This is a genomic window from Pseudomonas sp. 25 R 14, assembly GCF_900004755.1.
GTDB classification, from domain to species: domain Bacteria; phylum Pseudomonadota; class Gammaproteobacteria; order Pseudomonadales; family Pseudomonadaceae; genus Aquipseudomonas; species Aquipseudomonas brenneri.
Genome location: NZ_CVTS01000051.1, coordinates 1 through 24,828 on the forward strand (window position 1 = coordinate 1; position 24,828 = coordinate 24,828).

The window sequence follows — 24,828 nt, forward strand, 5'->3', positions numbered from 1 at the left end:
TTAGCGAGGCTGCGATGGCGGCGGTACAGGCGCTAGAGATGTATTGCCTGATCCACCGCCATCGCAGCCTCGCCAGGGCTCGACAGCTCCCACATTTGATCCATGTCGCGGCCAAAATCCCGGACCTGCCACCCATCCCTGTGGGAGCTGTCGAGCTTTAGCGAGGCTGCGATGGCGGCGGCACAGGCGCTAGAGAAGTATTGCCTGATCCACCGTCATCGCAGCCTCGCCGGGGCTCGACAGCTCCCACACTTGATTTCTGTCGATGCCAAAACTCGGGCACACCGCCGATCCCCTGTATCTGGACCCACAGGGTTTGCGTTTCGTTTGTCAGGCCCTATACCCGTCAATCCCGTTTCGTGCGATCTTCACGGCATTCGCCCTGGAGTCGCCTGGATGCTGCCTTTTATCTCCGATCACCCGATGTTGTGCGCCCTGGCGCTGATCCTTATCGATATCGTCGTCTGGCGTCTGTTTTCTGCCAGCTCCGGCAATTGGAAACTGGTCGCCCGCCTGGTGATCTTTGCCACCTACAGCGCGGTGCTGTTCAACGACGGCATGAACCCGATGCAAATCGCGCCTTATGCCGACAACACCCCCTTGCACATGGCCGCCACCGCCTTGCAGATTGGCTGGTGGTTGTTTGCCGCCCGCACCCTGACGGTGTTGCTCGGTGCGTTGATGATGCAGCGAGTCGGCCACACCGGACGGTTGCTGCAAGACCTGATGGGCGCGGTGATTTTCCTGATCGCGATCATCGCCGCCATGGCTTACGTGCTGGACCTGCCGGTCAAGGGCGTGCTGGCGACTTCCGGCGCGGTGGCGATCATCGTCGGCCTGGCGCTGCAAAGTACCTTGAGCGATGTGTTTTCCGGGATCGTGCTCAACACCACCAAGCCCTATCAACTCGATGACTGGATTTCCATCGACGGCACCGAAGGCCGGGTCACCGACATCGACTGGCGCGCCACGCGCCTGCAAACCTCCCAGGGCAGCATGGCGGTCATCCCCAATTCGCTGGCGGCCAAGGCCAAGATCATCAACTTTTCGCGCCCGGCGGACATGTTCGGCCTGGCAGTGAGCCTGCAAGTCAGCCCGCATGCGCGCCCGCAAACGGTGCTCGAAGCCCTGGAGCGCGCCATGCAAGGTTGCCGGCAATTGCTGGCCAAACCGGCGCCGAGCGTGGCTTTCAAGACGTCCACTGGCGGTGGCGTGGAGTATGAAATCAGCGGCTTTGTGCCGGCCATGGGCCTCAAACGCGAGGTGCGCAACCAGCTTTACGACCTGGCCTACCGGCATTTGCAGGCGGCTGGCGTGAGTTTGCTATCGAGTGCCGAAAGCCCGACCTCGCCGACCACGTCGCCAGCGCGGGCATTGCTGGAAAGCTCAAATATCTTCTCCACCCTGCGCCAGGAAGAGAAGGAAACCTTCAGTCAGAACATGACGGCGCAAACCTTCCGTGCAGGCGACATGATCCTGCCGGCAGGGGAGGCCAGCGATCACCTGTTCATCATCGAGTCCGGGGTGGTTTCGGTGATGCTGGCCAAGGCCGGGCACACGTTCGAAGCCGGGCGCATGGGGCCGGGGGAAGTGATCGGCGAGGCCGGGATCCTCGGTGAGCAGGGCGTACCGGCGGATTTTGTGGCCAAGACCTATTGCACCCTCTACCGCATCGAAAAGGAATACCTCAAGCCGTGCCTGGACGCGCGCCACGATATCAGTGAAGCCATGCAGAACCTCCTGGATTTCCGCCTGCACGCCGCTCAGCACCTGACCCAGGACGCGCCGATCGTGCCGGTGAAAAAGGGCTTCTTGCATTGGCTGCGCAACCGGGTCTGAACGGTCTGGCATTGGCTACCTGTTCTTCGCCCGGATTGGCTATTTGTCCGCCGCAGTGGGGTGATTAAGCTAGGCACCAATCCCCACTGTCCTGGAGTTACACCATGTCTGCCCGTATCGATTTCTACACCGCTTCCCCAGACGCGATGAAAGCCATGCTCGCCCTGGAAGCGGCCGTCGGTAAACTGTCCATCGAACTGCCCCTGCTGGAACTGGTACGCCTGCGCGTGTCGCAGATCAACGGCTGCGCGTTCTGCCTGGATATGCACACCGCCGATGCACGCAAGGGCGGCGAGACTGAGCGTCGTCTGTACACCGTGTCGGCCTGGCGCGAAACGCCATTTTTCACCCCGCGCGAACGTGCCGCCCTGGCCTGGGCCGAAAGCCTGACCCTGATCAGCCAGACCCACGCTTCGGATGAAGATTATGCGTTGCTCAATGCCGAGTTCAGCCCGGCTGAGCAGGTGGACCTGAGCGTGGCCATCGCCACCATCAACAGCTGGAACCGCCTGGCGGTGGGCTTTCGCAAGATGCCCAAGTAATCAGAAATTCACTGATGCACTCAAGCGCGCCGTCAACGGCGCGCCCTGGAATAGGTAGTCATCGCCCATATACTCGCCCGCGTCGCGCCAGTAGCGCTTGTCGAACAGGTTGTCGACGCTCAGGCGAAACACTGTTTCGTAGCCGTCGACCTTGGTGCTGTAGCGGCTGCCGATATTGACCACCGCATAATCCCCGACCTCCACATTGCCGGTGCGATTGGCGTTCTTGCTGGCGCTGTATTGCACGCCACCGAGAACGGCGAGGCCGTTGACCCACGGTAGGGCATAGTCGGCGTACACGCTGGCGCGCAGCTTGGGCACGTTGATCGTCTGGTGATCTTCGTATTGCGGCGTACCGCTGCCGTTCACCCGCGCGCGAATGGCTGCCACGCTGGTAGCGATCTGCAGGCGCTCGGTGGCCCAGCCGTTGGCCGACAGTTCCAGGCCGGTGTTTTTCTGCTGGCCTTGCTGCACATAGGTGAAGTCACCGGCGCTATCGGGCTTGGCGTATTGATAAGCCTGGCGGGTCTGGAACACGGCGGCGGCGAAGCTGATGCGGCGCCAGTCGTATTTGACCCCGGCTTCGAGTTGGCGCGAGACGGTCGGTGCGAGAGTTACATCAGGGTTTTTCGCGAACCAGGGAGCGGTTCCCCCCAGGGAAAGGCCCTTGCTGTAGCTGGTGTACAGCGAGATGTTTTCTATTGGTTTGTAGATTAATGACGCCTGGGGTAGGAACACATATTGTTGGGTGTGCCGCTCCTGGGCCCCATATTGATCGAAGGCTTTTTCATCCAGGCGTACTTCGCGACCGCCGAGAACGGTTTGCCACTGTTCGTTGAAGCGGATCCGGTCGGTGACGAACAGTGCGTATTGGCGGCTGTCGAGGTTGCGATGCCGGTCATTGAGCGGCACGTCGGTGGGCTTGAACGTCGGTGTGTCCGCATTGATATTGCCACTGCCGATGTATTCGTTGACCGACTTGCGCTTGTCGATCACCCGGCGAAAGGCGCTGGTGCCGAAGGTCAGCTCATGGCCTATGCCTGCGGTTGTGAACAGGCCGGTCATAGCCGCCTGAATTTCATCATTGCGCCGGGTGTCGTCGGGGCTGCGATAGTCGTAGACGTCGTAGTCACCCTCAGGGCTGAAAGTGTTCGCGTTGCACGTGCCGACGTAGTAGCACCCCCAGGCAAACGAGCTGTAATCATCAATCACCACCTTGCTACGCGCTGCGCTGATATTGCCTTTCCACTGGTCACTGAAGCGGTATTCGAACTTGCCGTTGAGGTTCAGCGAGTCGATGCCCACCTGCTTGGAACCACTCTGGTGGCCGAGCAGTTTTTTCGGTGATGCGTCATGGGGCACTTCGGTGCCGCCGAGCAACTGGTAACCGGGCACCGAGCGCTGTTGCTTGTCCTGGTATTCGGCATCCAGTTGCAGCACAGCGTCGGGGCTGATGTTCCAGTCGAACGCCAGGGACAGGAAATCGCGCTGGCCATTGGCATGTTCGACATAGGAGTTGAGGTCTTCATGGGCGACGTTGGCGCGCAGGCCGAACTGCTGCTCGCTGCCAAACCAGCCGCCGACATCGGTGGCGATATAGCCGCTGCCGCGATCATCGGTGGACACGGTGACCGAGCGCACGTCTTCCGGGCGCTTGGTCACGTAGTTGATCACGCCGCTGGGCTCGGAGATCCCGCTTTGCAGGCCCGCCAGGCCCTTGAGCAATTCCACCCGTTGCTTGTTTTCCAGGGCCACGTTCTGCTCGCCGGTGATGGTGCGCCCGTTGATCTTGTAGCTGCTGGCGGCATTCAGGGAAAACCCCCGCACCACGAAATTTTCGTAGTAGCCGATCGGCGCGTAGCTTTCACCCACCGAGGCGTCGTTGCGCAGCACTTCGCTGAGCAGGCGGGCTTGCTGGTCCTTGATCAGCGCGGCGTTGATCACGGTAATCGAAGCCGGGGTGTCGAGCAGCGGCGCGTCTTCGAAGCCGCCGACCGATGCGCTTTCACTGCGATAACCGGACTCATCCTGGCCCAGGATCTTCAGCGCCGGCAGTTCCAGCTCAGCCGCCAGGCTGTTGCCGATGCCGCCGCTGAGCAACAGGCCGAGGGCGAAACGTGAGGTGACGACGGGACGAAAACGCAAAACCATGGGGCAAGGCCTTAAAGCGCGGGCGGGGGCGCATAAGCTAGGCATAAGTGCGCGCCTTTACAAGCACTCGCCTTGGCCGAGAACATCGTTAACGATAACGCAGCGCTAAAAAGTAACCCGAGGTGCCTGTGGGATTTTCGTCGGACCGCCGCCCGCAGATAAGCTCGCTCCTTGATTTATCGGCCGTGCCTTGATACCTGTCAAAACCCGCCGTGACGCTTTGCCTCATGCTGCACGCCTGATTGTCATGGCTCACGGAGTTCCCCATGAACGCCCCCGCAACACCCGCTGTTTCCTTCAAATTGCCCATGGGCCTGGTCATTGCCGTGCTGGTGATGGTCGGCGTCTTGCTATTGCCGCTGCCGGCTGATTTACCGGTAGCCGGCCACCGGATGCTGGCGATCCTCGCGTTTGCGGTGGTGGTGTGGATCACCGAAGCGGTGTCCTATGAAGCCAGTGCGATCATGATCACTTCGCTGATGGCTTTTCTGCTGGGCACCGCACCGTCATTGCAGGACCCGACGCACCTGATCGGTTCCAGCCCGGCCATCAGCATGGCGCTCACCGGGTTTGCCAACCCGGCCCTGGCCCTGGTGGCCGGTGCGTTGTTTATTGCCGCCGCCATGACCCACACCGGCCTGGACCGGCGTATCGCTCTGGTGACCCTGACTCGGGTCGGTACCAGCACCCGCGGGATTCTGCTGGGGGCGATTGCAGTGACTATCCTGCTCAGCCTGGTGGTGCCCAGCGCCACCGCGCGCAGCGCCTGTGTGGTGCCGATCATGATGGGGGTGATTGCCGCGTTTGGCGTGGATAAACGCTCCAATATCGCCGCCGGGATCATGATTGTCGTCGCCCAGGGCACCAGCATCTGGAACGTCGGGATCCAGACCGCCGCCGCGCAGAACCTGTTGACCGTGGGTTTTATGGACAAAATGCTCGGCCAGCGTGTGTCATGGATCGACTGGCTGATCGCCGGGGCGCCGTGGGCCGTGATCATGTCGGCGGTGCTGCTGTTTCTGGTGCTCAAGTTGCTGCCACCGGAAAGCAATAGCATCCCGGGCGGCAAGGAAGCCGTTGCGCAATCTTTGGCCGATATCGGCCCGATGACCGGCCCGCAGAAGCGTTTGCTGACGGTCTCGATCCTGCTGTTGCTGGCCTGGGCCACTGAAGGGCGCCTGCACAGCTTCGACACCACCTCCACCACGTATGCCGGCCTGGTGCTCCTGCTGATGCCGGGGATCGGGGTGATGACCTGGAAGGATGTGCAGTCGCGCATTCCGTGGGGCACGGTGATTGTGTTCGGGGTGGGCATCAGCCTTGGCACGGCCCTGCTGACCACCCAGGCCGGGCAATGGCTGGGCGCGCAGGTGGTGGGGCATACCGGCCTGGATCAACTGGGCCCGCTGGGGGTGTTTGCGATCCTTGGTGCGTTCCTGATCGTGATCCACCTGGGCTTTGCCAGCGCCACTGCGCTGACCTCGGCCTTGCTGCCGATCCTGATTGCCGTACTGCAAACCCTGCCGGGGGATTTCAGCCGGTTGGGCATGACCATGCTGCTGGGGTTTGTGGTCAGCTATGGCTTTATCCTGCCAATCAACGCGCCGCAGAACATGGTGTGCCTGGGCACCGGCACCTTTACCGCCCGCCAGTTTGCCAAGGTGGGCCTGCTGGTGACCTTGATCGGTTACCTGCTGATGCTGGTCTTTGCAGCCACCTACTGGAGCTGGCTGGGCTGGATCTGATGATCCTTGTGTAGGAGCCGGCTTGCCGGCTCCTACACAAGGATTGTGCTTTCGACATGACAAGATGAACTTAGCTCAGGTCTACTACGCTCTGAGTCATGGTTTTACCGGCCTTGTGCGTCGGTCATCAAGGTCAGGCAATGGATAAATACACCCCGCACACCTGGCAACCCCACGAGCGCCCGAGCTTGCCGGGGTCGCCGTCGACACCCCATCACCCTACGCTCAAACGCTGGGCCTTTGCCCTGGTCGGCATACTGGTGGCGATCACCGGCGGCCTGGGTAATGCGCTGGTGATCGCCAACCTGCCGTATCTGCAAGGCGCGTTGGGCGCGACCACCGCTGAAATGGCCTGGCTGCCTGCGGCCTATGTGATGACCAACGTTTCGATGAACCTGCTGCTGGTGAAGTTTCGCCAACAGTTCGGCTTGCGCGCGTTTACCGAAGTGTTCCTGGTGCTGTATGCGCTGGTGACCTTTGGCCACTTGTTCGTCAACGACCTCAGCTCGGCGATTGCCGTGCGGGCCGCCCACGGCATGGTCGGTGCGGCGCTCAGTTCCCTGGGCTTGTACTACATGGTGCAGGCGTTCCCCGCGAAGTGGCGGCTCAAGGCCCTGGTGCTGGGCCTGGGCACGGCGCAACTGGCCTTGCCGCTGGCGCGGCTGTTCTCCGAAGACTTGCTGCAAATTGCCGAATGGCGTGGCCTGTATCTGTTTGAATTGGGCATGGCACTGACCTGCCTGGGCTGCGTATTCATGCTCAAGTTGCCGCCGGGCGACCGTTTCAAAACCTTTGAAAAGCTCGACTTCCTGACCTTCGGCCTGCTCGCCTCGGGCGTGGCGTTGCTCTGCGCGGTGCTGTCACTGGGGCGCATCGACTGGTGGCTGGAAGCGCCGTGGATCGGGGTCGCCTCGGCCTGTTCGCTGGTGCTGATCATGGCCGGATTGGCCATCGAACATAACCGCGCCAACCCGTTGCTGATGACCCGTTGGCTGGGCGGCGGGGTGATGATTCGCCTGGCCCTGGCGGTGATCCTGATCCGTATGGTGCTGTCCGAACAGTCCACCGGCGCAGTGGGCTTCTTGCAGGCGCTGAACATGAGCAGCGAGCAGATGCGCACCTTGTACCTGGTGATGCTGCTGGGAGCGATCAGCGGCCTGGTGATCAGCGCCTTGACCATCAACCCGGCCCACTTGCTGATGCCGCTGGTGATTTCCCTGGCCCTGATGGCCACAGGCTCCGTGATGGACAGCTTTTCCAGCAACCTGACCCGGCCGCAGAACATGTACTTGAGTCAGTTCCTGCTGGGGTTTGGCGGCACGTTTTTCCTCGGGCCGACCATGGTGCTGGGCATGCGCAATGTGCTGACCAATCCGCGCAACCTGGTGAGTTTTTCGGTGCTGTTCGGTATTTGCCAGAACCTTGGCGGGCTGCTGGGGGCAGCGTTGCTCGGCACGTTCCAGATCGTGCGCGAGAAGTTTCACTCCAGCATGATTGTCGAACACCTGACGCTGCTGGATCCGCGCGTGGCCGCCCGCGTGCAGAGCGGCGGCTCGGCCTATGGCTCGGTGATTGCCGACCCTGAACTGCGCAACCTGATGGGCATCCGCAGCCTGGCCACGGCGGCCACCCGCGAAGCCAATGTGATGGCCTATAACGACGTGTTCATGCTGATCGCGATCATCGCGATCCTGACCATGTTGTGGATCTTTACCCGCAGCCTGTGGCTGATGAGCACCACCCAGAAAGCTGCCGCCAGTGCAGCGCCTTCCGTTCAACCTAGCGGCGCACTTCCTTCATGACCGAACCTACGGCTACCACCACGACCACCAACGCCATTGCTTCCACCCCGGAAGGCACCACGCCACCCGGTGCCACGGTCACCGAACCGCGCTCGTTGGGTGTGCGCATCATCTCGTCCCTGGGCTTTGCCGCGATTGCTATCGTTGGCGTGTTGATCGTGTTGTACGCCTGGCAACTGCCACCGTTCAGCAGCGCGGTAGAAACCACGGAAAACGCCCTGGTGCGTGGCCAGGTGACGATCATCGGCCCGCAACTGAGTGGTTATGTATTCGAAGTGCCGGTGCAGGACTTCCAGCACGTCAAGACCGGGGATTTGCTGGTGCGCCTCGATGATCGCATCTACAAGCAGCGCCTGGACCAGGCCCTGGCGCAACTGGCGGTGCAGCAGGCGTCCCTGGCCAACGTGGTGCAGCAGCGTAATAGCGCCGAGGCGACCATCAAGCTACGCCAGGCCGCCTTGGCCGACAGCCAGGCCCAGGCGCGCAAAAGCACCGCCGACTTGCGGCGCAATGAAGAACTGATCAGCGATGGCTCGGTGTCGCGCCGTGAGTTGGACGTGACCCGCGCGGCCAACGCGCAGACGATTGCAGCCGTGGCCCAGGCCCAGGCCAGCCTGGAAATCGCTCGCCAGGATTTGCAGACGGTGATTGTCAATCGCGGCTCACTGGAAGCTGCTGTTGCCAGCGCTGATGCGGCCGTGGAGCTGGCGCGCATTGACCTGTCCAACACCCGCGTGCTGGCGCCACGGGATGGTCAATTGGGGCAGATCGGCGTGCGCCTGGGCGCCTACGTCAACTCCGGTGCGCAGTTGATGGCGCTGGTGCCGAACCAACTGTGGGTGATCGCCAATATGAAAGAAACCCAGATGGATCACGTGCAGGTGGGCCAACCGGTGACGTTTACCGTCGATGCCCTGAACCACCGCAAGTTTCATGGCACGGTCCAGCGCATCTCGCCGGCCACGGGCGCCGAGTTCAGCCTGTTGCAGGCGGACAACGCCACCGGCAACTTCGTCAAGATCGCACAGCGGGTGCCGGTGCGGATTACGGTGGACCCGGATCAGGAACAGAGCGAGCGCCTGCGACCGGGGTTGTCGGTGGTGGTCAGTATCGACACGGCGGGCCGCCTGAAAAACAGCCCGCCCTGATATTCAACGCACCCCTTGTAGGAGCGAGCTTGCTCGCGAAAAACTTAACGACAACGCGGTTACCCAGGCAACCCGCGTTATCGTTGACGACTTTCGCGAGCAAGCTCGCTCCTACAGCATCGGGGGCAGGGTGCCCAGCAGGGACACCGCCGCCACCGCGGCCACGCCCAGCAACCATTCGAGCTTCACACTGGCCTGCAATGGGCCCACTCGCTGCTGGCAATCCTTGATCCGCAGCCGGTTCAGCAACGCCAACCCCAACATCCCCGCGACCAGCAGCACCTTGATCAGCAGGATCAAGGCAAACCCACTGAACAGTGGGGTCGGCCATAATTCTCCGGTGAGTACGCGGATGTTGATCAGCCCGCTGATCAGCAGGCCGGCCACCAACACGTAACCGACACCGCTGAAGCGCCGAAGGATTGTCTCCAGCGGGTACAGCGCCGCGTGCCGCAGGATCAACACCAAGAGCAACAAACCACCGAGCCAGGCACCGACGCAAAGCAGGTGCACGATCTGGTTGAGGATCAGCAATTGCCCGCTGAGGCCACTGAGCATGGCGCCGTGCCCCACTGGGGCCAGGGTTGCAAGTAGCAGCGCGCTGAGAGGCAGGCGCAGGTGATTCCAGGGTGTCAACAGGCTCAGGACCAGCAACCCATTGAGCAGCAGGTGGACGCTCCAGACCTGGCCGAAGAAGGTCTTGCCCAGCACCAACTGCACCGTCGCCAGATCCAGCGTCGCCAGTTCACTGCCGGCCATGCTGGCACTGATCAACAGCAGCCAGCTCACGCCAGAGCCCAGGGCCAGCCAGGCCAGTAGCCTAGTGATGCGGGACAGTTGCCGGTCCAGGGCCGGCCTGGGGCTTGCGCCCAATAACCAGGGCCTGAAGGCACAGGCCCCGAACATCAGCAAAACCACCATAAAGTGCAGGAAACGACACAGCACCAGCAGGGTTGCCATGGGTTACTGGCCGACCTTGAAGCTGTAGCTGCCTGCGCTCTTGTGGGTATCGACGGAGATCGCGTGCCACTCCACTTTATAGGTGCCGGCGGCCAGCGGTGCGGCTGGGGTCACAACCAGGGTTTTCTTGTCGGCGTCTGGGGTTTCCAGGCCCTTGACCGCGACTTCGGTGCCGTCCTTGCTCAGGGAAACCTTGGTGAACGTGGCTTCGACGCCTTCGGAGAACACCAGGCGCAGGTCGGCGGGCGCGGCGACGGTACTGTTGGCGGCCGGCGTGGCGCTTTTCAGGTGGGCGTGGGCCAGGGCTGCCTGGGCGCCGAGCAGAGAGGCCAGCAGGGCGGCGATTGTCAGGGTGTTTTTGATCAACATTGTGCAATCCCAATCAATGAACAGGACGGGCAGTGTACGAAGTTTCAGCTCAGGCTGTCGCCCCGATCTAGAGCGGATGGTAGTCTTCGGGACATGTCGTGGTCAGGGAGCCCCCATGGGCAATCACAAGATCGGTATTCGTCGGGTCAACGTCGAAAAGATTCTGCTGGCGGCAGAAAAGGTTTTCGCTGAAAAAGGCTATGGCAGCACCGCCATGGCTGACATCGCCGAACAGGCGCAACTGCCACGCTCCAACCTGCATTACTACTTCAGCACCAAGAGCGAGCTATACAGCGCGGTGTTGTTCGACCTGCTGGAGGTGTGGAAGCAGGATGCGTTGTGCTTCGAGATGTTCGATGATCCGCGCGTGGTGCTCAGCAGTTACATTCGGGCGAAGATGCAGCATTCGCGCAGCCGTCCCTATGGTTCGAAAGTCTGGGCCAACGAAATCATCCACGGCGCACCAACCCTTGGCGAAGCGCTGGACGCGAGCCTGTATGACTGGGCCAAGATGAAGGAAGCGAAAATCCGCCAGTGGGTGGAAGACAAACGCATCCTGGCGGTGGAGCCGTCGAGCCTGCTGTACATGATCTGGGCTTCGACCCAGCACTATGCCGATTTTGACCATCAGGTGATGATCCTCAATGACCATCAGGCGCTGTCGGATATGCAATTCGAGCGGGCGGTGCAGACGGTGACCAGTGTGATTTTGCGGGGGATCGGGTTGGAGCCTTGACCTGTGTGGTGAGATTGATGGCCTCATCGCTGGCAAGCCAGCTCCTACAGGGGAATGCATTCCAAATGTAGGAGCCGGCTTACCGGCGATAGCGGTCTAAAGGTTTACACCGCCTCCCGGTAAGGATTTCGCGGATCCTGGGTCCAGTTCAAAAACGGCTTGCCCGTGTCCATCGGCACCATTTCGATGCAGTCCGCCACCGGGCAGGTGATCTGGCACAGGTTGCAGCCCACGCATTCATCATCGATCACTTCATATTTATGCGTGCCATCGGCCTGTTTCAAACTGGCAATTGCCTGGTGCGAAGTGTCCTCGCAGGCAATATGGCAGCGTCCGCAACCGATGCACGCCGCTTGGTCGATCTTGGCGATGACCTGGTAGTTGATGTCCAGGTATTTCCAGTCTGTGGTGTTGCCCACCGCGCGCCCGGAAAAATCCTGCAAGCTGCTGTAGCCCTGGCTGTCCATCCACCGCGACAAGCCATCCTTCATTTCCTCGACAATCCTAAAACCATGCAGCATCGCCGCCGTACACACCTGCACGGCACCGCAACCCAGGGCAACGAATTCTGCCGCGTCGCGCCAGTTGCCGATGCCGCCAATCCCGCAGATCGGCAGGCCCTGTGTCTGGGGATCGCGGGCAATTTCAGCGACCATGTTCAAGGCGATTGGCTTGACTGCTGAACCACAGTAACCGCCATGGGTGCTCTGGGTGCCGACCACCGGCAGGGCGACCATGCGCTCCAGGTCGACACTGGTGATGGAGTTGATGGTGTTGATCAGCGACACCGCATCGGCACCGCCGCGATAGGCCGCCCGGGCCGCCACGCGGATATCGGTGATATTGGGCGTGAGCTTGACGATCACCGGCAGCGAGCAATAGGTCTTGCACCAGCGTGTGACCTGTTCCACATATTCCGGCACCTGGCCCACCGCCGCCCCCATGCCTCGTTCCGGCATGCCATGGGGGCAGCCGAAGTTCAGCTCGATACCATCGCAACCGGTGGCTTCCACCAGCGGCAGGATGTTTTTCCATGATTCTTCGACGCACGGCACCATCAGCGACACGATCAGGGCGCGGTCCGGCCAGTCCTTTTTCACCTGGGTGATTTCCCGCAGGTTGATCTCCAGGGAACGGTCGGTGATCAGCTCGATATTGTTGATGCCCAAGACTTCACGGTTGGCGCCAAAGTGCGCCGAATAACGGGACGAGACGTTGACCGCCGCCGGGTCCTCGCCGAGGGTTTTCCAGACCACGCCGCCCCAGCCGGCTTCAAAGGCTCGGACCACGTTGTAGGCCTTGTCGGTGGGTGGCGCGGAGGCCAGCCAGAATGGATTGGGGGCTTTGATACCGGCGAACACAATCGATAGATCGGCCATTTACGCAGCCTCCACATTGAGCATGAGTTGAGCGTGCATGGCTTCGGCAGCCAGCTTGCCGTGTTGTACGGCCTGGACGGTGAGGTCCTGCCCGAGGCTGACGCAGTCGCCACCGGCATACACCCCGGGGATGCTGGTTTGCAGTTGTGCATCGACAAAGATCCGTTCGCCCTGGCGTTGCAACTGCTGGGCCAGTGGGTCGTGCAGGGCGTGGTCGTCGAAGCCTTGGCCGATGGCCTTGAAGATCGCATCTGCTGCCAGTTCGAAGGTGTCGCCGGTGGCTTGCAGGCGGCCGTTTTCCAGGCGTGTGCGAGCAAAACGCATGCCGCGCACCTGGCCTTGGTCATCGAGTAGCACTGCTTCGGGTTGGGCCCAGGTCAGCAGGCGTACCTGATTGGCCTTGGCGATGTCCTGTTCATGGCCGGTGGCGCCCATGTCGGCAAAGCCACGGCGGTACACCAGGTTGACATCGCGCGCGCCCAGGCGGGCCATTTGCACGGCCATGTCGATGGCGGTGTTGCCGGCACCGAGCACGATGCAGCGGTCGGCCAGGGGCAGTTGGCTGAGATCGTCGGCCTGGCGCAGTTCGCGGATGTAGTCGGTGGCGGCGAGCAGGCCGGGCGCATCCTCGTGGGGCAGGCCCAGGTGCTTGCTGGCGGCCAGGCCGAGGCCGAGGAAGACCGCGTCGAAGTGCTGGTGCAGGTCGCTCAGGCTCAGGTTATCGCCCAGGCGCTGGCCGTGACGGATTTCGATCCCGCCGATTTGCAGCAGGAAATCCAGCTCCTTCTGGGCGAAGTCATCCACCAGTTTGTATTTGGCGATCCCGTACTCATTGAGGCCACCGGCCTTTTCACGGGCTTCGAAAATCACCACGTCATGCCCATGCAAGGCGCTGCGATGGGCGCAGGACAAGCCCGCAGGCCCGGCACCGACCACGGCGATGCGCTTGCCGGTCGACGCGGCGCGCTGGAACGGGTGTTGATCAAAGTGCGCGTTGTCGATGGCGTAGCGCTGCAACAGGCCAATCAGCACCGGGGCGCATTCTTCGCTGTTGTTGCGCACACAGGCCTGCTGGCAGAGGATCTCGGTCGGGCAGACCCTGGCACAACTGCCGCCGAGGATGTTGGCCGAGAGAATCTTCTGCGCCGCGCCCTGCACGTTGTCGGTGTGGATATTGCGGATGAACGATGGGATATCTATTTCGCTGGGGCACGCGTTGACGCACGGTGCGTCGTAGCAATACAGGCAGCGCGAGGCTTCCAGGTGGGCTTGCCGGGCATTGAGGGGCGGTGCCAGGTCGGTGAAGTGGCTGGCGAGGGTCGCCCCGTCTTCGTCGGGGTGGGGGAGGTGGTTCAGGGTCTGGATCACGGTAATGGCCTCACGGTTTTTTTGCCTCTGGCGGGCATTGGTTTTTTGTGGTTTGCACTGGCCTCATCGCGGGCAAGCCCGCTCCCACATTTGAACTGTGTGAACCCGATCAAGTGTGGGAGCTGGCTTGCCTGCGATCGGCGATGTCAGCGTTTCACCGCGGCGGGCTTGGAACGCTCCGCGCGCTTGCGCAACTGCTCGAACACCGCCGGATACGCCGGCCGCTCGACATAGCGCCCGGCACCGCGCTCGGCGCGCAAATCGCCGTCGACCCACACCAGCTTGCCCTGGCTGATGGTGTGGCTGGGCACGCCGCGCACGGTCTTGCCTTCGAAGATGTTGAAGTCCACCTGCTGATGGTGGGTCTTGGCCGAAATGGTCCGTGTGCCCTGGGGATCCCACAACACCAGGTCGGCATCGGCACCGACCCGGATCGCGCCCTTGCGTGGGTAGAGGTTGAAGATCTTCGCGGTGTTGGTGGAGGTCAGTGCAACAAACTCCTGCATCGACAGGCGCCCGGTGTTGACCCCTTCGTCCCACAGCAACGCCATGCGGTCTTCGATGCCGGCGGTGCCATTGGGGATCTTGCTGAAGTCGTCACGCCCGGCAGCCTTTTGTTCGGCGCAGAAGCAGCAGTGATCGGTGGCGGTGGTGTGCAAGTTGCCTGATTGCAGGCCACGCCAGAGTGCCTCTTGATGCCCGCGCGGGCGGAAGGGCGGGCTCATCACGTAGCCTGCGGCGGTCTGCCAGTCGGGGTGTTGGTAGACGCTGTCGTCCAGCAGCAGGTGCCCGGCCAGGACTTCGCCATAGACCGCCTGGCCCTTGGCGCGGGCGTAGGTGATTTCGTCGAGGGCTTCCTGGGTTGAAACGTGTACCAGGTACAGCGGCGTGCCGATGGTTTCGGCAATGCGGATCGCGCGGCTGGCGGCTTCGCCTTCCACTTGCGAGGGGCGGGACAGTGGATGGGCCTCGGGCCCGGTGATGCCCTGGGCCAGCAGCTTGCGTTGCAGGTGATACACCAACTCGCCGTTCTCTGCGTGCACGGTGGGCACCGCGCCCAGTTCCAGGCAGCGCTCGAAGCTGGCGACCAGGGTGTCGTCAGCGGCCATGATCGCGTTCTTGTAGGCCATGAAGTGCTTGAAGCTGTTGATGCCGTGATGGGTCACCAGCTCGGCCATTTCCTCGCGGACCTGTTCGCTCCACCAGGTAATCGCCACATGAAACCCGTAGTCGGCCGCCGACTTCTCGGCCCAGCCGCGCCACTGGTGGAAGGCTTCCATCAACGACTGCTGCGGGTTGGGAATCACGAAGTCGATGATCGATGTGGTTCCGCCTGCCAGGCCCGCTGCCGTGCCGCTGAAAAAGTCTTCGCTGGCCACGGTGCCCATGAAGGGCAGTTGCATATGGGTATGGGGATCGATACCGCCGGGCATCAGGTACTGGCCATTGCCATCGAGTATCTCGGTGCCGGCGGGAATATCCAGATCAGTGCCAATGGCGCGGATTAGACCGTCTGCGCACAAGACATCGGCTTTATAACTTTCATCATGGGTAACAACGGTGGCGCCACGGATCAACAGAGACATGCCGAGTTCCTCAGAGGCTTGACCGGCTTATGCCAGTTCTAAGTGTTGTAGTGCTGCACACTGTGCAAGGTTTATTCTTGTCAGTGGTGACAGGAATAGAAGCTAGCCCGAGTTTTTCGAATGATCAAGATTATTTTTTATAAGCATATATCTGTATTAAGTTATTGATATCTAAGAATAAAAACTTAAATTCACCAAAATGTAGCGCCCTCTCACCATTTTGACGCACTTGACAGGTTCGTAATATGAGCAACATTTCCTATTGCAAATCAGACGCTTGAGAGTTGCCTCTTGACGGCGGGCAGCAATAAAAATAATTGTGTTGCACCAGATTGAGTCCTGATTGTTCGGACAACTTCTGCGTTATTTGGCCTGAGTAACGTTGCAAGTGGCGTGGGACTTTTCGGTTAAGACAATAAAGCTGATAAACATCAGCCAGTTATATAAGCGGTACGGATGGGGCGATGGCTTGCGGCACGGTAATTGAGTGCGCTGCCGGTTGGCCGGGTCCGTGATGTCATGTTCATGCGGGACTACGGCCATCCAGCGTTGAGCGCCGGATGAGCAACAATAATTTTAAAAAAACCGTGGAGCGGCCATGCAACAGAACAGATCGCAAGTCATAGAACGCGACGGCCTGTATGAACTCGACGCCGGCAGCGACGTCCTCGACAGCCCCCGTTACAACCACGACATGGCACCGACCAAGGTGCACGAACGAACCTGGAACAAGTGGCACATCACGGCATTGTGGGTCGGCATGTCGATCTGCGTGCCGACCTACACTTTGGGCGGCGTGCTCACCGCGTACTTCGGCTTGTCGGTAGGCGAGGCGCTGGTGGCAATCCTGCTGGCCAATATCGTGGTGCTGGTGCCCCTGACGCTCAATGCCTTTCCCGGTACCAAATATGGCATTCCGTTCCCGGTGCTGCTGCGCTCATCCTTTGGCATTCTCGGTTCCAATGTGCCGTGCCTGATCCGCGCGCTGGTGGCCTGTGGCTGGTTCGGCATCCAGACGATGTTCGGCGGGCTGGCGATCCACTTGTTCCTCGGCTCGATCTTCGAGGGCTGGAAGAGCCTGGGCGGCACCGGCGAGGTGATCGGTTTCATGATCTTCTGGGTGTTGAACCTGTGGGTGGTGCTGCGCGGCGCCGAGTCGATCAAATGGCTGGAAACCCTGTCGGCACCGCTGCTGGTGGCGGTGGGTATCGGCTTGCTGGTGTGGGCGTTGCCCAATGTGTCGATCAGCGAATTGATGGCCATCCCACCCAAGCGCCCCGAAGGCGCGAGCCTGACGGGTTACTTTATGGCCGGACTGACCGCGATGGTCGGTTTCTGGGCCACCCTGTCCCTGAATATTCCTGACTTCAGCCGTTATGCCAAAAGCCAGAAGGACCAGATCCTGGGGCAGATTTTCGGCCTGCCGCTGACCATGTTCCTGTTCGCCGCACTGGGCGTGATCATGACGGCGGCCTCGGTGAAACTGGTGGGCGTCAGCGTCTCCGACCCGGTGACCCTGATCGGACATATCCAGAGCCCGGTGTGGGTAGCGGTGGCGATGGCGTTGATCATCATTGCCACACTGTCGACCAACACGGCGGCGAATATTGTCTCGCCCACCAATGATTTCCAGAACATCGCGCCCAAGTTGATCAACCGCACCACCGCGGTGGTGCTCACCGGTCTGGTGGGGTTGGCGCTGATGGCCCATGAACTGCTGAAAAAGCTCGGGCTGATCGTTTCCGATGTCAGCCTGGAAACGGTCTATTCCAACTGGCTGCTCGGCTATTCGAGCCTGTTGGGGCCGATTGCCGGGATCATGGTAGTGGACTATTTCCTGATTCGCCGCCAGCGACTGGATCTGGCGGGTTTGTATCGCGATGACGTGTACCCGGCGTGGAATGTCGCGGGATTTATCGCTTTTGGCGTGCCGGTGGTGCTGACCCTGCTGTCACTGGGCAGCGATGCGTTCAGTTGGTTCTACAGCTACGGCTGGTTCACGGGATCGGCGCTGGGCGGGTTGTTGTATTACGGCCTGTGCAGCAAGCGTAAAACAAACCCTGTCGCTGCCAAGACATCCCTGTAAGTGATGTGGAATGCAATCAAATGTGGGACCGCGTCAATCATAAGAAATATTGCCTGAGGAGATCACCATGAACGCTGCCATCGACGTTCTGCAATCCACCCATCAGCACATCAACCGTGACCGCCTGTGGCAGTCGTTGATGGACCTCGCCAGGCTCGGCGCCACGCCCAAGGGCGGCGTGTGTCGCCTGGCCCTGACCGACCTCGACCGCCAGGCTCGCGATCTGTTTGTGCAGTCGTGCGAGGCGGCGGGCTGCACGGTGACCATCGATGGCGTGGGCAATATCTTTGCCCGTCGCGCGGGGCGCAATCCGGCATTGCCACCGGTGATGACCGGCAGCCATATCGACACCCAGCCAACGGGCGGCAAGTTCGATGGCTGCTTCGGTGTACTGGCGGGCGTGGAGGTGTTGCGCACGCTCAATGACCTGAAGATCGAAACCGAAGCGCCGCTGGAAGTGGTGGTATGGACCAACGAAGAAGGCTCGCGCTTCCCTCCCTGCATGATGGGCTCCGGGGTGTTCGCCGAAAAATTCAGCCTTGAAGACACGCTGGCCAAAACCGACGCAGAGGGCATCACGGTGGGTGATGCGCTGAACGCGATTGGCTACGCGGGCTCCCGGCCAGTCAGCGGGCACAAGGTTGGGGCTTACTTCGAAGCCCATATCGAGCAGGGCCCGATCCTGGAAGATGAACGCAAAACCATCGGCGTGGTGCTGGGAGCGCTCGGCCAGAAATGGTTCGACCTGACTCTGCGCGGTGTCGAGGCGCATGCCGGTCCGACGCCGATGCACCTGCGCAAGGACGCCCTGGTCGGTGCGTCGGCAGTGGTGGCGGCGGTCAACGCTGCCGCACTCGGCCATCAGCCCCATGCCTGTGGCACGGTGGGGTGCCTGCAAGCCTATCCCGGCTCGCGCAATGTGATCCCTGGCGAAGTACGCATGACTCTGGACTTCCGTCACCTGGAACCGGCACGCCTGGATTCGATGATTGCCCAGGTGCGTAAGGTGATCGACGACACTTGCGCCAAGCACGGCCTGAGCTTCGAGATGGTGCCGACCGCTGACTTCCCGCCGCTGTATTTCGACAAGGGGTGTGTCGATGCGGTGCGTGAGGCGGCCAATGGCCTGGGCCTGTCGAATATGGATATCGTCAGTGGCGCTGGGCATGACGCGATCTTCGTCGCTGAGTTGGGGCCGGCCGGGATGATATTCGTGCCATGTGAAGGCGGGATCAGCCATAACGAAATCGAAAACGCCGCACCCGATGACCTGGCGGCGGGGTGCGCGGTGTTGCTGCGGGCGATGGTGGCGGCTTCGGCTGCGGTGGCCCGCAAGCAGGTGGCGTAGATCTGCAGGAGCCGGCTTGCCGGCTCCTGGATTCGGTCAGGCGTGATGCGCGACTGGCTTGTGGGTCTTGGCGCGTGCCTCGGCCTTGGGCTGTGGATGAGGGTGCCGGCGGGTCACGCGCAACACGCCCCACAGCATGGCGCCGGCGACGGCCAGCCAGCCAAGCACCAACAGGAAAATCGTGGTTGTCAGGCTCATGAGTGCCTCCTTTTGCCCTGTGCAGGGCACACACTGTCTTTGCAATGGACAGTCTAGCTGCCTCCCGGTTGCGTGCTATTGACCAATGGTCGTGTGCGTCCAACTTGTTTGCTCTATCCCGGGCTTTTTACTGCTGCCCAAGGCTATACCCGGGCCCAAGAGCGTCCTATGATCAACGCCCCAGCCCGCAGATGATCAAGAGAGTGAAGAAGTTGCGTTTACGGTCGAACCTCAAAGCCTCCTTGCTGGTGGCTGCCTGCGTCCTTGGCTTGGCCGCGTGTGCCGGGCATCCCACACCTTCAAAAATCAAGGGCCTGCCCGAACGTGTAGAGCTCAACGGCGTGCCGGCGTTTCGTGGCGACACGTACCAGGGCGGTCCGGCTGCCCTGGCCAGCATGCTGTCGCAACAAGGCATTGTGATTACACCGGGCTTACTGGATAAGCCATTGCATCTACCCGGTGGGGAAGCCGACCTTGAGCGCAACATGCAAGTGCTGGCGCGCGAATACGGGATGTTGGTGTATCCGCTGGATACCAGGCTGACGGCGCTGTTGGCGCAGGTGGCGGCGGGGTATCCGGTGATGGTGCGGATTACCGAAGGCTCGACACTCTGGGCCGAGCCGCGTTATGCGGTACTGGTGGGCTTTAACCAGCAAAACAGTACGGTGTTGTTGCGCGTCGCCAGGGATCGGCGACGCCCGGTGGCGTTCAGCGACTTCGAGTCCGCCTGGAAAAGCGCCGGGCAGTGGGCGGTGCTGGTGCAGCGTCCGAGCCAGTTGCCGGTCAACCTGGATACGGCGAGGTGGCAGCAGGCCGCCAACGCCACCGCCCAGGCCGGCCAGGAACAGGCGGCGGCACAGGCACTCAAGGTCATGGCTGAAAGGCCAAAGCAGCCATAACGCAAACGGCGCTCGAGAGCGCCGTTTTTGTCAGTCGTACATCAGTGCGATTGGGCGACCCCGGTCTGGCGGCCCTTGAGGTTCTTGTCGGCCTTGTATTGCAGGGCCACATCTGGCACCGAGCCGCTCTTGCCCGTTTCAATCCACTTGCGAATACGGCTGGCATCGGCAAAGTGTGTGAATTTGCCGAAGGCGTCGAGGATCACCAGCGACACTGGGCGGTTGCCCATGCTCGTCACCAGCACCAGGCAGTGACCGGCCTGGTTGGTGAAACCGGTCTTGGTCAGCTTGATATCCCAGTTGGCGCGGTTGACCAAGTGATCGGTGTTGGAAAAACCCAGGGTGTAACTGGGCTTGCGGAACGACACGGTCTTTTCCTTGGTGGTGCTCAATTGCGTGAGCAGCGGATATTTGTGCGCGGCCTGCACCAGCTTGCTCAAGTCGCGGGCGGTGGACACATTATGGATCGACAGACCGGTGGGCTCGACATAGCGGGTGCTGGTCATGCCCAGGGCCTTGGCCTTGGCGTTCATTGCGGCAATAAACGCCGCATAGCCACCCGGATAATGGTGGGCCAGGCTGGCAGCTGCACGGTTTTCCGAGGACATCAGGGTAATCAGCAGCATTTCCTTGCGCGGCATTTCGCTGTTGAGCTTGACTCGCGAGAACACGCCTTTCATTTCCGGGGTGTCGCTGATGTTGATGGAGATGTACTCATCCATATTCTGCTTGGCATCCAGCACCACCATGCCGGTCATCAGCTTGGTGACGGAGGCGATCGGTACGACCACGTCGGGGTTGCTGGAATAGATGACTTTGTTGGTTTGCAAGTCCACCAGCATCGCGCTGCCTGAGGCGATGTGCAGTTGCGAGGTGTCCCGTGGGGCCAGGGTGGTTTCACTGGCGTTGGCGACAGTGCCTGCGAATGCGAAGAACAGGCTGATGAGAGAAAGATGAATTTTCACGCGGATGAACTCGCTAAAAGGTAGAAAAATACCGGATGCAGCCGGTTTTATGAAAAATGACGTTACATATTATTAGTATGGATCACAAACTGATAGAGAGCCTTTAAATAAAGGCTGTAAGCCGATGATTGGTTAGGTTTGTAGCGCAAGCGCGTTGGCGATAAGGCTCCGTAAAAACGGTCCTGTCGGTCCTGGGTGTGTAGGACTGATACAAAAACCTCAGAGCCTTTGATATGGGCTTTTTGTTAACGTTGAATTGAGGAGGCGTTGTTGAAAACAGGGACGTAGATGAACGGCAAAACGATCCGATGGGCGACCAATTTATTACTGTGTGTGGGCACAGGCTTCATGGTGACGGGTACTACAACGTTGTTGATCGCTGGAGCCGCTGATGCCAATACGCTGAGAGCCAGTGCGACAATGGCGATTGTCAGTTTTTTTTGTAATCGTCGTGTCGTACGTGGTGGCAATACTTGAGGAGGATGTATGGCACTGACCATCATAGGGTTATGGAGTTTGGGGGTTGCGCTCCTTATAGGTGTGGCCTTTAAGCGCGCAGGCATCATTTTCAGGAAACCGCGGCGTGCTGTTCTTGTTGACAGGGAGCAAGTCAAATCTCTCGGGCAGGAATAAAAAAATCCGCTGCCAGATATCTGATAGCGGATTTTTCAGGAAGCCCGGCGTGACCTAACAGCGTTGCGTCAAGGCGGGGTCCTTTTAGCTGTGCAACGTTTCGGCTGCGTACAGCGTGTTTTCCAGCAGGCATGCACGAGTCATCGGGCCAACACCACCAGGTACCGGGGTGATCCATCCGGCGCGGGGCAGGGCGGTTTCGTACACCACGTCGCCCACCAGCTTGCCGTCATCCTGACGGTTGATACCCACGTCGATCACGATGGCGCCTTCCTTGATCCACTCGCCCTTGACCAGGCCTGGCTTGCCCGCGGCGACCACGACCAGGTCGGCACGCCCGACGTGGCCTGCCAGGTCCTTGGTGAAGCGGTGGGTGACGGTCACAGTGCAGCCGGCCAGCAGCAACTCCATGGCCATCGGGCGACCTACAATGTTGGACGCGCCAACCACCACTGCATCCAGGCCGTACAGGTCGACGCCGGTGCTTTCCAGCAGGGTCATGATGCCCTTCGGTGTGCAGGGGCGCAGCAGGGGAATGCGCTGGGCCAGGCGACCGACGTTATAAGGGTGGAAGCCGTCCACGTCTTTGTCGGGGCGGATGCGCTCCAGCAGCAGGGAGGCGTCCAGGTGCTCTGGCAGCGGCAATTGCAGCAGGATGCCGTCGATGTTCGGATCGTCGTTGAGACCGTCGATCAGGTCGGTGAGGGCCTGTTGGGTGGTGTCGGAAGGCAAGTCGTAGGCCTTGGAAATAAAGCCGACCTCTTCACAGTCTTTACGCTTGTGCGAGACATAAACCTGGGAGGCAGGATCGCTGCCGACCAGGATCACCGCGAGCCCCGGCGTGCGCAGGCCAAGCTGGCGACGCTCGGTGACACGTTTGGCGATCTGCTGGCGCAGGCTGGCGGCGATTGATTTGCCGTCGATAAGTTGTGCAGTCATTACGCGTGATTAACCATCGAGAGGGGGAGGAAAAGTGCGCGCATTCTCGCACGCCAGGACGTGAGGGCAAAGGCGCTTGGTCTGCAAATTCCCCTAACCCCTTAAATAAAATGAATTTTTTTCAAAAAAGATTTGACGGCCCCTAGGGGCGTCTATACTATTCGTCGCACTTGTCGGGCACAGCCTAGCACTGGTTAAGAAGGTCGAGCGCAATAGCCGTTTTATTGTGTAAGGCTGGAAGCATTTAGTTTGTAGTCCTCCAAGAGTACAGATTAATCAGGCGCCCGTAGCTCAGCTGGATAGAGCATCCGCCTTCTAAGCGGATGGTCGCAGGTTCGAGTCCTGCCGGGTGCGCCATTAGGCAGCTTTGGCACAAGTAGCGCAAGATGGTGGGCGTAGCTCAGTTGGTAGAGCACGGGATTGTGACTCCCGTTGTCGAGGGTTCGATCCCCTTCGTCCACCCCATATTTGAAAAGGCGCCAGATTTAACGGTCTGGCGCCTTTGTTTTAAAAAAGCTTCAAGCCGCGGATGTGGTGGAATTGGTAGACACACTGGATTTAGGTTCCAGCGCCGCGAGGCGTAAGAGTTCGAGTCTCTTCATCCGCACCAAATAAAGCGTCACCCCTGCATTGGCTGGGTTGGTGCTCAACAGAGAAGGCAGTTGGCTTCTTTGTCACGCAATATGGTGGGCGTAGCTCAGTTGGTAGAGCACGGGATTGTGACTCCCGTTGTCGAGGGTTCGATCCCCTTCGTCCACCCCATATTCCGAAAGGCGCCAGATTTAACAGTCTGGCGCCTTTTTTGTTTTAGCGGTTTGCGTATTCGGCGACTGCAGGTTTTGGGTCGCAGGGGTGGGGCGTTTCGTCGTATTTTTGTTTCTCGATGATGCCGTTCTGCCCGTCGGCCTTGTGTGCAAGGTCGGCAGCCGGGGAGATGGTTGGCAGCTTCTTCTATATATAGAAGGGTTGGCACAGAGCCCTGGCGTGATTGGCTGTATTTGTCACTGGGGCGAGGAGCATTCGTGCATTCGTACCTGTAAAATGCCTGCTGTTTTTTAACCCGTTTTCAGTAGGGTGACTTCTTGAGTTTGACCCACTAGAATGCATGCCCTTGGTGCGACACGCGTGGCGTGTCTCCTAAACTTCGAGGTGTAGAGTCATCTTGAAGGGTTTTCGAAAGAGAGCCGAGAGCTTGGGTGCCCAATCCCAAGAAACAAAACCCTCCCAGAAGTCCAATGCCTTCAAGGACTTGCCGCAGCGGCGGTGGCAAACCCAAGGTCGATTAGCGCTCGGAGGCTCGACCACAATACCGGTTCTTCCGGTATTGGAGTGCCCACTACACATCAGCCCTATTCAGGGCTAAACCCATGCGGGAGAGAATCCCCGCTGGGGTTCCCTCCTGCTTTGAAACAGGAGGTAACAATTCTTTGAGCATGCTGCCTCGGCAGTCCCTGTTCACATCAAACCGGAGACATGAGCGAAAGCTCTGTCTGTCATTGTCCAACCATTGCCTGTTTGGAGTGGCAGCGGACTCGTTGTGCGACCAACGATAGCCTAGGAAGACATGCGTCACTGGTAACGGTGGGGTGTGAAGCTCTTCCAACAATGTAGCCCCCTTATGGGTGTGTCTTCGCCGTGAGGCGGAGCGCAGATGCTCGGAGCAGTACCGGGTTGAGGCGCTAGGCTGGCTGGTATGGGTAACACAAGTGAACTGCTAATAAACGTCGTCAGCATTACGGTGCCTAATCTGCTGATAGGCATTAACCAAAAAGGTGATGCGACCGGTTGTTCTGGTCAAGGGTCGGAACACGTCGTCACATAAGGTCGCCGGCGAATAGGCAGACTCTAACCCAGTCGTGTGACAGGCAGGGAACGTGGTAAGCCCGTATAGCTGCCTTCGGGCAGGTGAGCCGCAAGGTGATCCGTTGGCTGTGCGGGTATGGGATCGCAGAGAAAGCGAAAGCCGGGCTGTAATGGCCCGGATAGGGGCTGGAACATTGCTCCACGGGAAACCGAGCAGACTTCTGCGTGGTCTTTCGTCGCATGAACTCTGAGTGAACCTGTCTCAATAAACCTAGAGATCCAGCTGTAACGGATCTTCTATTAATCCAACCCTGGCGGGAGCGTCCATTCCC

Annotated in this window: 18 protein-coding genes and 4 tRNA genes; 13 read left to right on the forward strand and 9 right to left on the reverse strand. The window is 60.3% G+C overall.

Annotated features, from left to right (window positions below; translation table 11 throughout):
- Positions 1-396 precede the first annotated feature (396 nt).
- Complete coding sequence (locus tag BFQ03_RS17515) at positions 397-1,839, forward strand: mechanosensitive ion channel family protein (RefSeq protein WP_065943645.1); 1,443 nt, start codon at positions 397-399, stop codon at positions 1,837-1,839.
- A gap of 104 nt (positions 1,840-1,943) precedes the next feature.
- Positions 1,944-2,381 carry a carboxymuconolactone decarboxylase family protein gene (locus BFQ03_RS17520; RefSeq protein ID WP_032860298.1) on the forward strand — a complete coding sequence of 146 codons (438 nt, stop codon included), beginning with the start codon at positions 1,944-1,946 and terminating at the stop codon, positions 2,379-2,381.
- On the opposite strand, the gene BFQ03_RS17525 is transcribed toward BFQ03_RS17520, so the two are convergent.
- Positions 2,382-4,532 carry a TonB-dependent siderophore receptor gene (locus tag BFQ03_RS17525; protein ID WP_065943646.1) on the reverse strand — a complete coding sequence of 717 codons (2,151 nt, stop codon included), beginning with the start codon at positions 4,530-4,532 and terminating at the stop codon, positions 2,382-2,384.
- A 266-nt stretch (positions 4,533-4,798) separates the two neighbouring features.
- Here BFQ03_RS17525 and BFQ03_RS17530 point away from each other — a divergent pair, with 266 nt between their 5' ends.
- The 3 genes from BFQ03_RS17530 to BFQ03_RS17540 all read left to right on the forward strand — a co-directional run bounded on the left by BFQ03_RS17530 (position 4,799) and on the right by BFQ03_RS17540 (position 9,227).
- Positions 4,799-6,277 (forward strand): DASS family sodium-coupled anion symporter, encoded by a 1,479-nt coding sequence (locus BFQ03_RS17530; RefSeq protein ID WP_065943647.1) that lies wholly within the window; start codon positions 4,799-4,801, stop codon positions 6,275-6,277.
- A gap of 140 nt (positions 6,278-6,417) precedes the next feature.
- The gene (locus BFQ03_RS17535; protein WP_032860294.1) at positions 6,418-8,079 is read left to right on the forward strand and encodes an MFS transporter; all 1,662 of its coding nucleotides are present in this window, start codon (positions 6,418-6,420) and stop codon (positions 8,077-8,079) included.
- Positions 8,076-9,227: an HlyD family secretion protein gene (locus BFQ03_RS17540; RefSeq protein WP_032860293.1), complete on the forward strand. Its 1,152-nt coding sequence runs from the start codon at positions 8,076-8,078 to the stop codon at positions 9,225-9,227. The genes BFQ03_RS17535 and BFQ03_RS17540 overlap by 4 nt, the downstream gene beginning before the upstream one ends.
- 111 nt (positions 9,228-9,338) lie before the next feature.
- On the opposite strand, the gene copD is transcribed toward BFQ03_RS17540, so the two are convergent.
- Both copD and copC read right to left on the reverse strand, forming a co-directional pair.
- On the reverse strand, positions 9,339-10,187 hold the full coding sequence (copD, locus tag BFQ03_RS17545; RefSeq protein WP_032860292.1) for a copper homeostasis membrane protein CopD: 849 nt from the start codon (positions 10,185-10,187) through the stop codon (positions 9,339-9,341).
- Positions 10,188-10,190: 3 nt separating this feature from the next.
- Entirely contained in the window at positions 10,191-10,556 is a 366-nt protein-coding gene (gene copC / locus BFQ03_RS17550; protein ID WP_032860291.1) for a copper homeostasis periplasmic binding protein CopC, read from the reverse strand.
- Positions 10,557-10,671: 115 nt separating this feature from the next.
- Here copC and BFQ03_RS17555 point away from each other — a divergent pair, with 115 nt between their 5' ends.
- Entirely contained in the window at positions 10,672-11,292 is a 621-nt protein-coding gene (locus BFQ03_RS17555) for a TetR/AcrR family transcriptional regulator (protein WP_029298440.1), read from the forward strand.
- A gap of 104 nt (positions 11,293-11,396) precedes the next feature.
- On the opposite strand, the gene preA is transcribed toward BFQ03_RS17555, so the two are convergent.
- The 3 genes from preA to hydA all read right to left on the reverse strand — a co-directional run bounded on the left by preA (position 11,397) and on the right by hydA (position 15,625).
- Positions 11,397-12,671, reverse strand: coding sequence for an NAD-dependent dihydropyrimidine dehydrogenase subunit PreA (gene preA, locus BFQ03_RS17560; RefSeq protein ID WP_032860290.1), 1,275 nt, complete (start codon positions 12,669-12,671; stop codon positions 11,397-11,399).
- Entirely contained in the window at positions 12,672-14,039 is a 1,368-nt protein-coding gene (locus BFQ03_RS17565; RefSeq protein ID WP_032860289.1) for an NAD(P)-dependent oxidoreductase, read from the reverse strand.
- Positions 14,040-14,185: 146 nt separating this feature from the next.
- Positions 14,186-15,625 carry a dihydropyrimidinase gene (gene hydA / locus BFQ03_RS17570; protein WP_065943648.1) on the reverse strand — a complete coding sequence of 480 codons (1,440 nt, stop codon included), beginning with the start codon at positions 15,623-15,625 and terminating at the stop codon, positions 14,186-14,188.
- Between the two features lie 598 nt (positions 15,626-16,223).
- Between hydA and BFQ03_RS17575 the strand changes: the two genes are divergently transcribed.
- A complete protein-coding gene (locus tag BFQ03_RS17575) occupies positions 16,224-17,711 on the forward strand; it encodes an NCS1 family nucleobase:cation symporter-1 (protein WP_065943649.1) in 1,488 nt (495 codons plus the stop codon).
- Between the two features lie 67 nt (positions 17,712-17,778).
- Positions 17,779-19,059 (forward strand): Zn-dependent hydrolase, encoded by a 1,281-nt coding sequence (locus tag BFQ03_RS17580; RefSeq protein ID WP_065943650.1) that lies wholly within the window; start codon positions 17,779-17,781, stop codon positions 19,057-19,059.
- 36 nt (positions 19,060-19,095) lie between these two features.
- Here the strand turns inward: BFQ03_RS17580 and BFQ03_RS30280 are convergent, their stop codons facing one another.
- Entirely contained in the window at positions 19,096-19,257 is a 162-nt protein-coding gene (locus BFQ03_RS30280; protein WP_167360818.1) for a hypothetical protein, read from the reverse strand.
- Between the two features lie 212 nt (positions 19,258-19,469).
- Here BFQ03_RS30280 and BFQ03_RS17585 point away from each other — a divergent pair, with 212 nt between their 5' ends.
- Positions 19,470-20,156, forward strand: coding sequence for a peptidase C39 family protein (locus BFQ03_RS17585; RefSeq protein ID WP_032860314.1), 687 nt, complete (start codon positions 19,470-19,472; stop codon positions 20,154-20,156).
- A gap of 41 nt (positions 20,157-20,197) precedes the next feature.
- Here the strand turns inward: BFQ03_RS17585 and pbpG are convergent, their stop codons facing one another.
- Both pbpG and folD read right to left on the reverse strand, forming a co-directional pair.
- Entirely contained in the window at positions 20,198-21,121 is a 924-nt protein-coding gene (pbpG, locus tag BFQ03_RS17590) for a D-alanyl-D-alanine endopeptidase (protein WP_032860285.1), read from the reverse strand.
- A gap of 717 nt (positions 21,122-21,838) precedes the next feature.
- Positions 21,839-22,693: a bifunctional methylenetetrahydrofolate dehydrogenase/methenyltetrahydrofolate cyclohydrolase FolD gene (gene folD, locus BFQ03_RS17595; RefSeq protein WP_032860284.1), complete on the reverse strand. Its 855-nt coding sequence runs from the start codon at positions 22,691-22,693 to the stop codon at positions 21,839-21,841.
- 280 nt (positions 22,694-22,973) lie between these two features.
- On the opposite strand from folD, the gene BFQ03_RS17600 reads away from it, so the two are divergent.
- The 4 genes from BFQ03_RS17600 to BFQ03_RS17615 all read left to right on the forward strand — a co-directional run bounded on the left by BFQ03_RS17600 (position 22,974) and on the right by BFQ03_RS17615 (position 23,455).
- Positions 22,974-23,050, forward strand: a tRNA-Arg gene (locus BFQ03_RS17600).
- Between the two features lie 32 nt (positions 23,051-23,082).
- Positions 23,083-23,158: transfer RNA gene (locus tag BFQ03_RS17605), tRNA-His, on the forward strand.
- Between the two features lie 60 nt (positions 23,159-23,218).
- A tRNA-Leu gene (locus BFQ03_RS17610) sits at positions 23,219-23,303 on the forward strand.
- A gap of 76 nt (positions 23,304-23,379) precedes the next feature.
- Positions 23,380-23,455: transfer RNA gene (locus BFQ03_RS17615), tRNA-His, on the forward strand.
- Positions 23,456-24,828 lie beyond the last annotated feature (1,373 nt).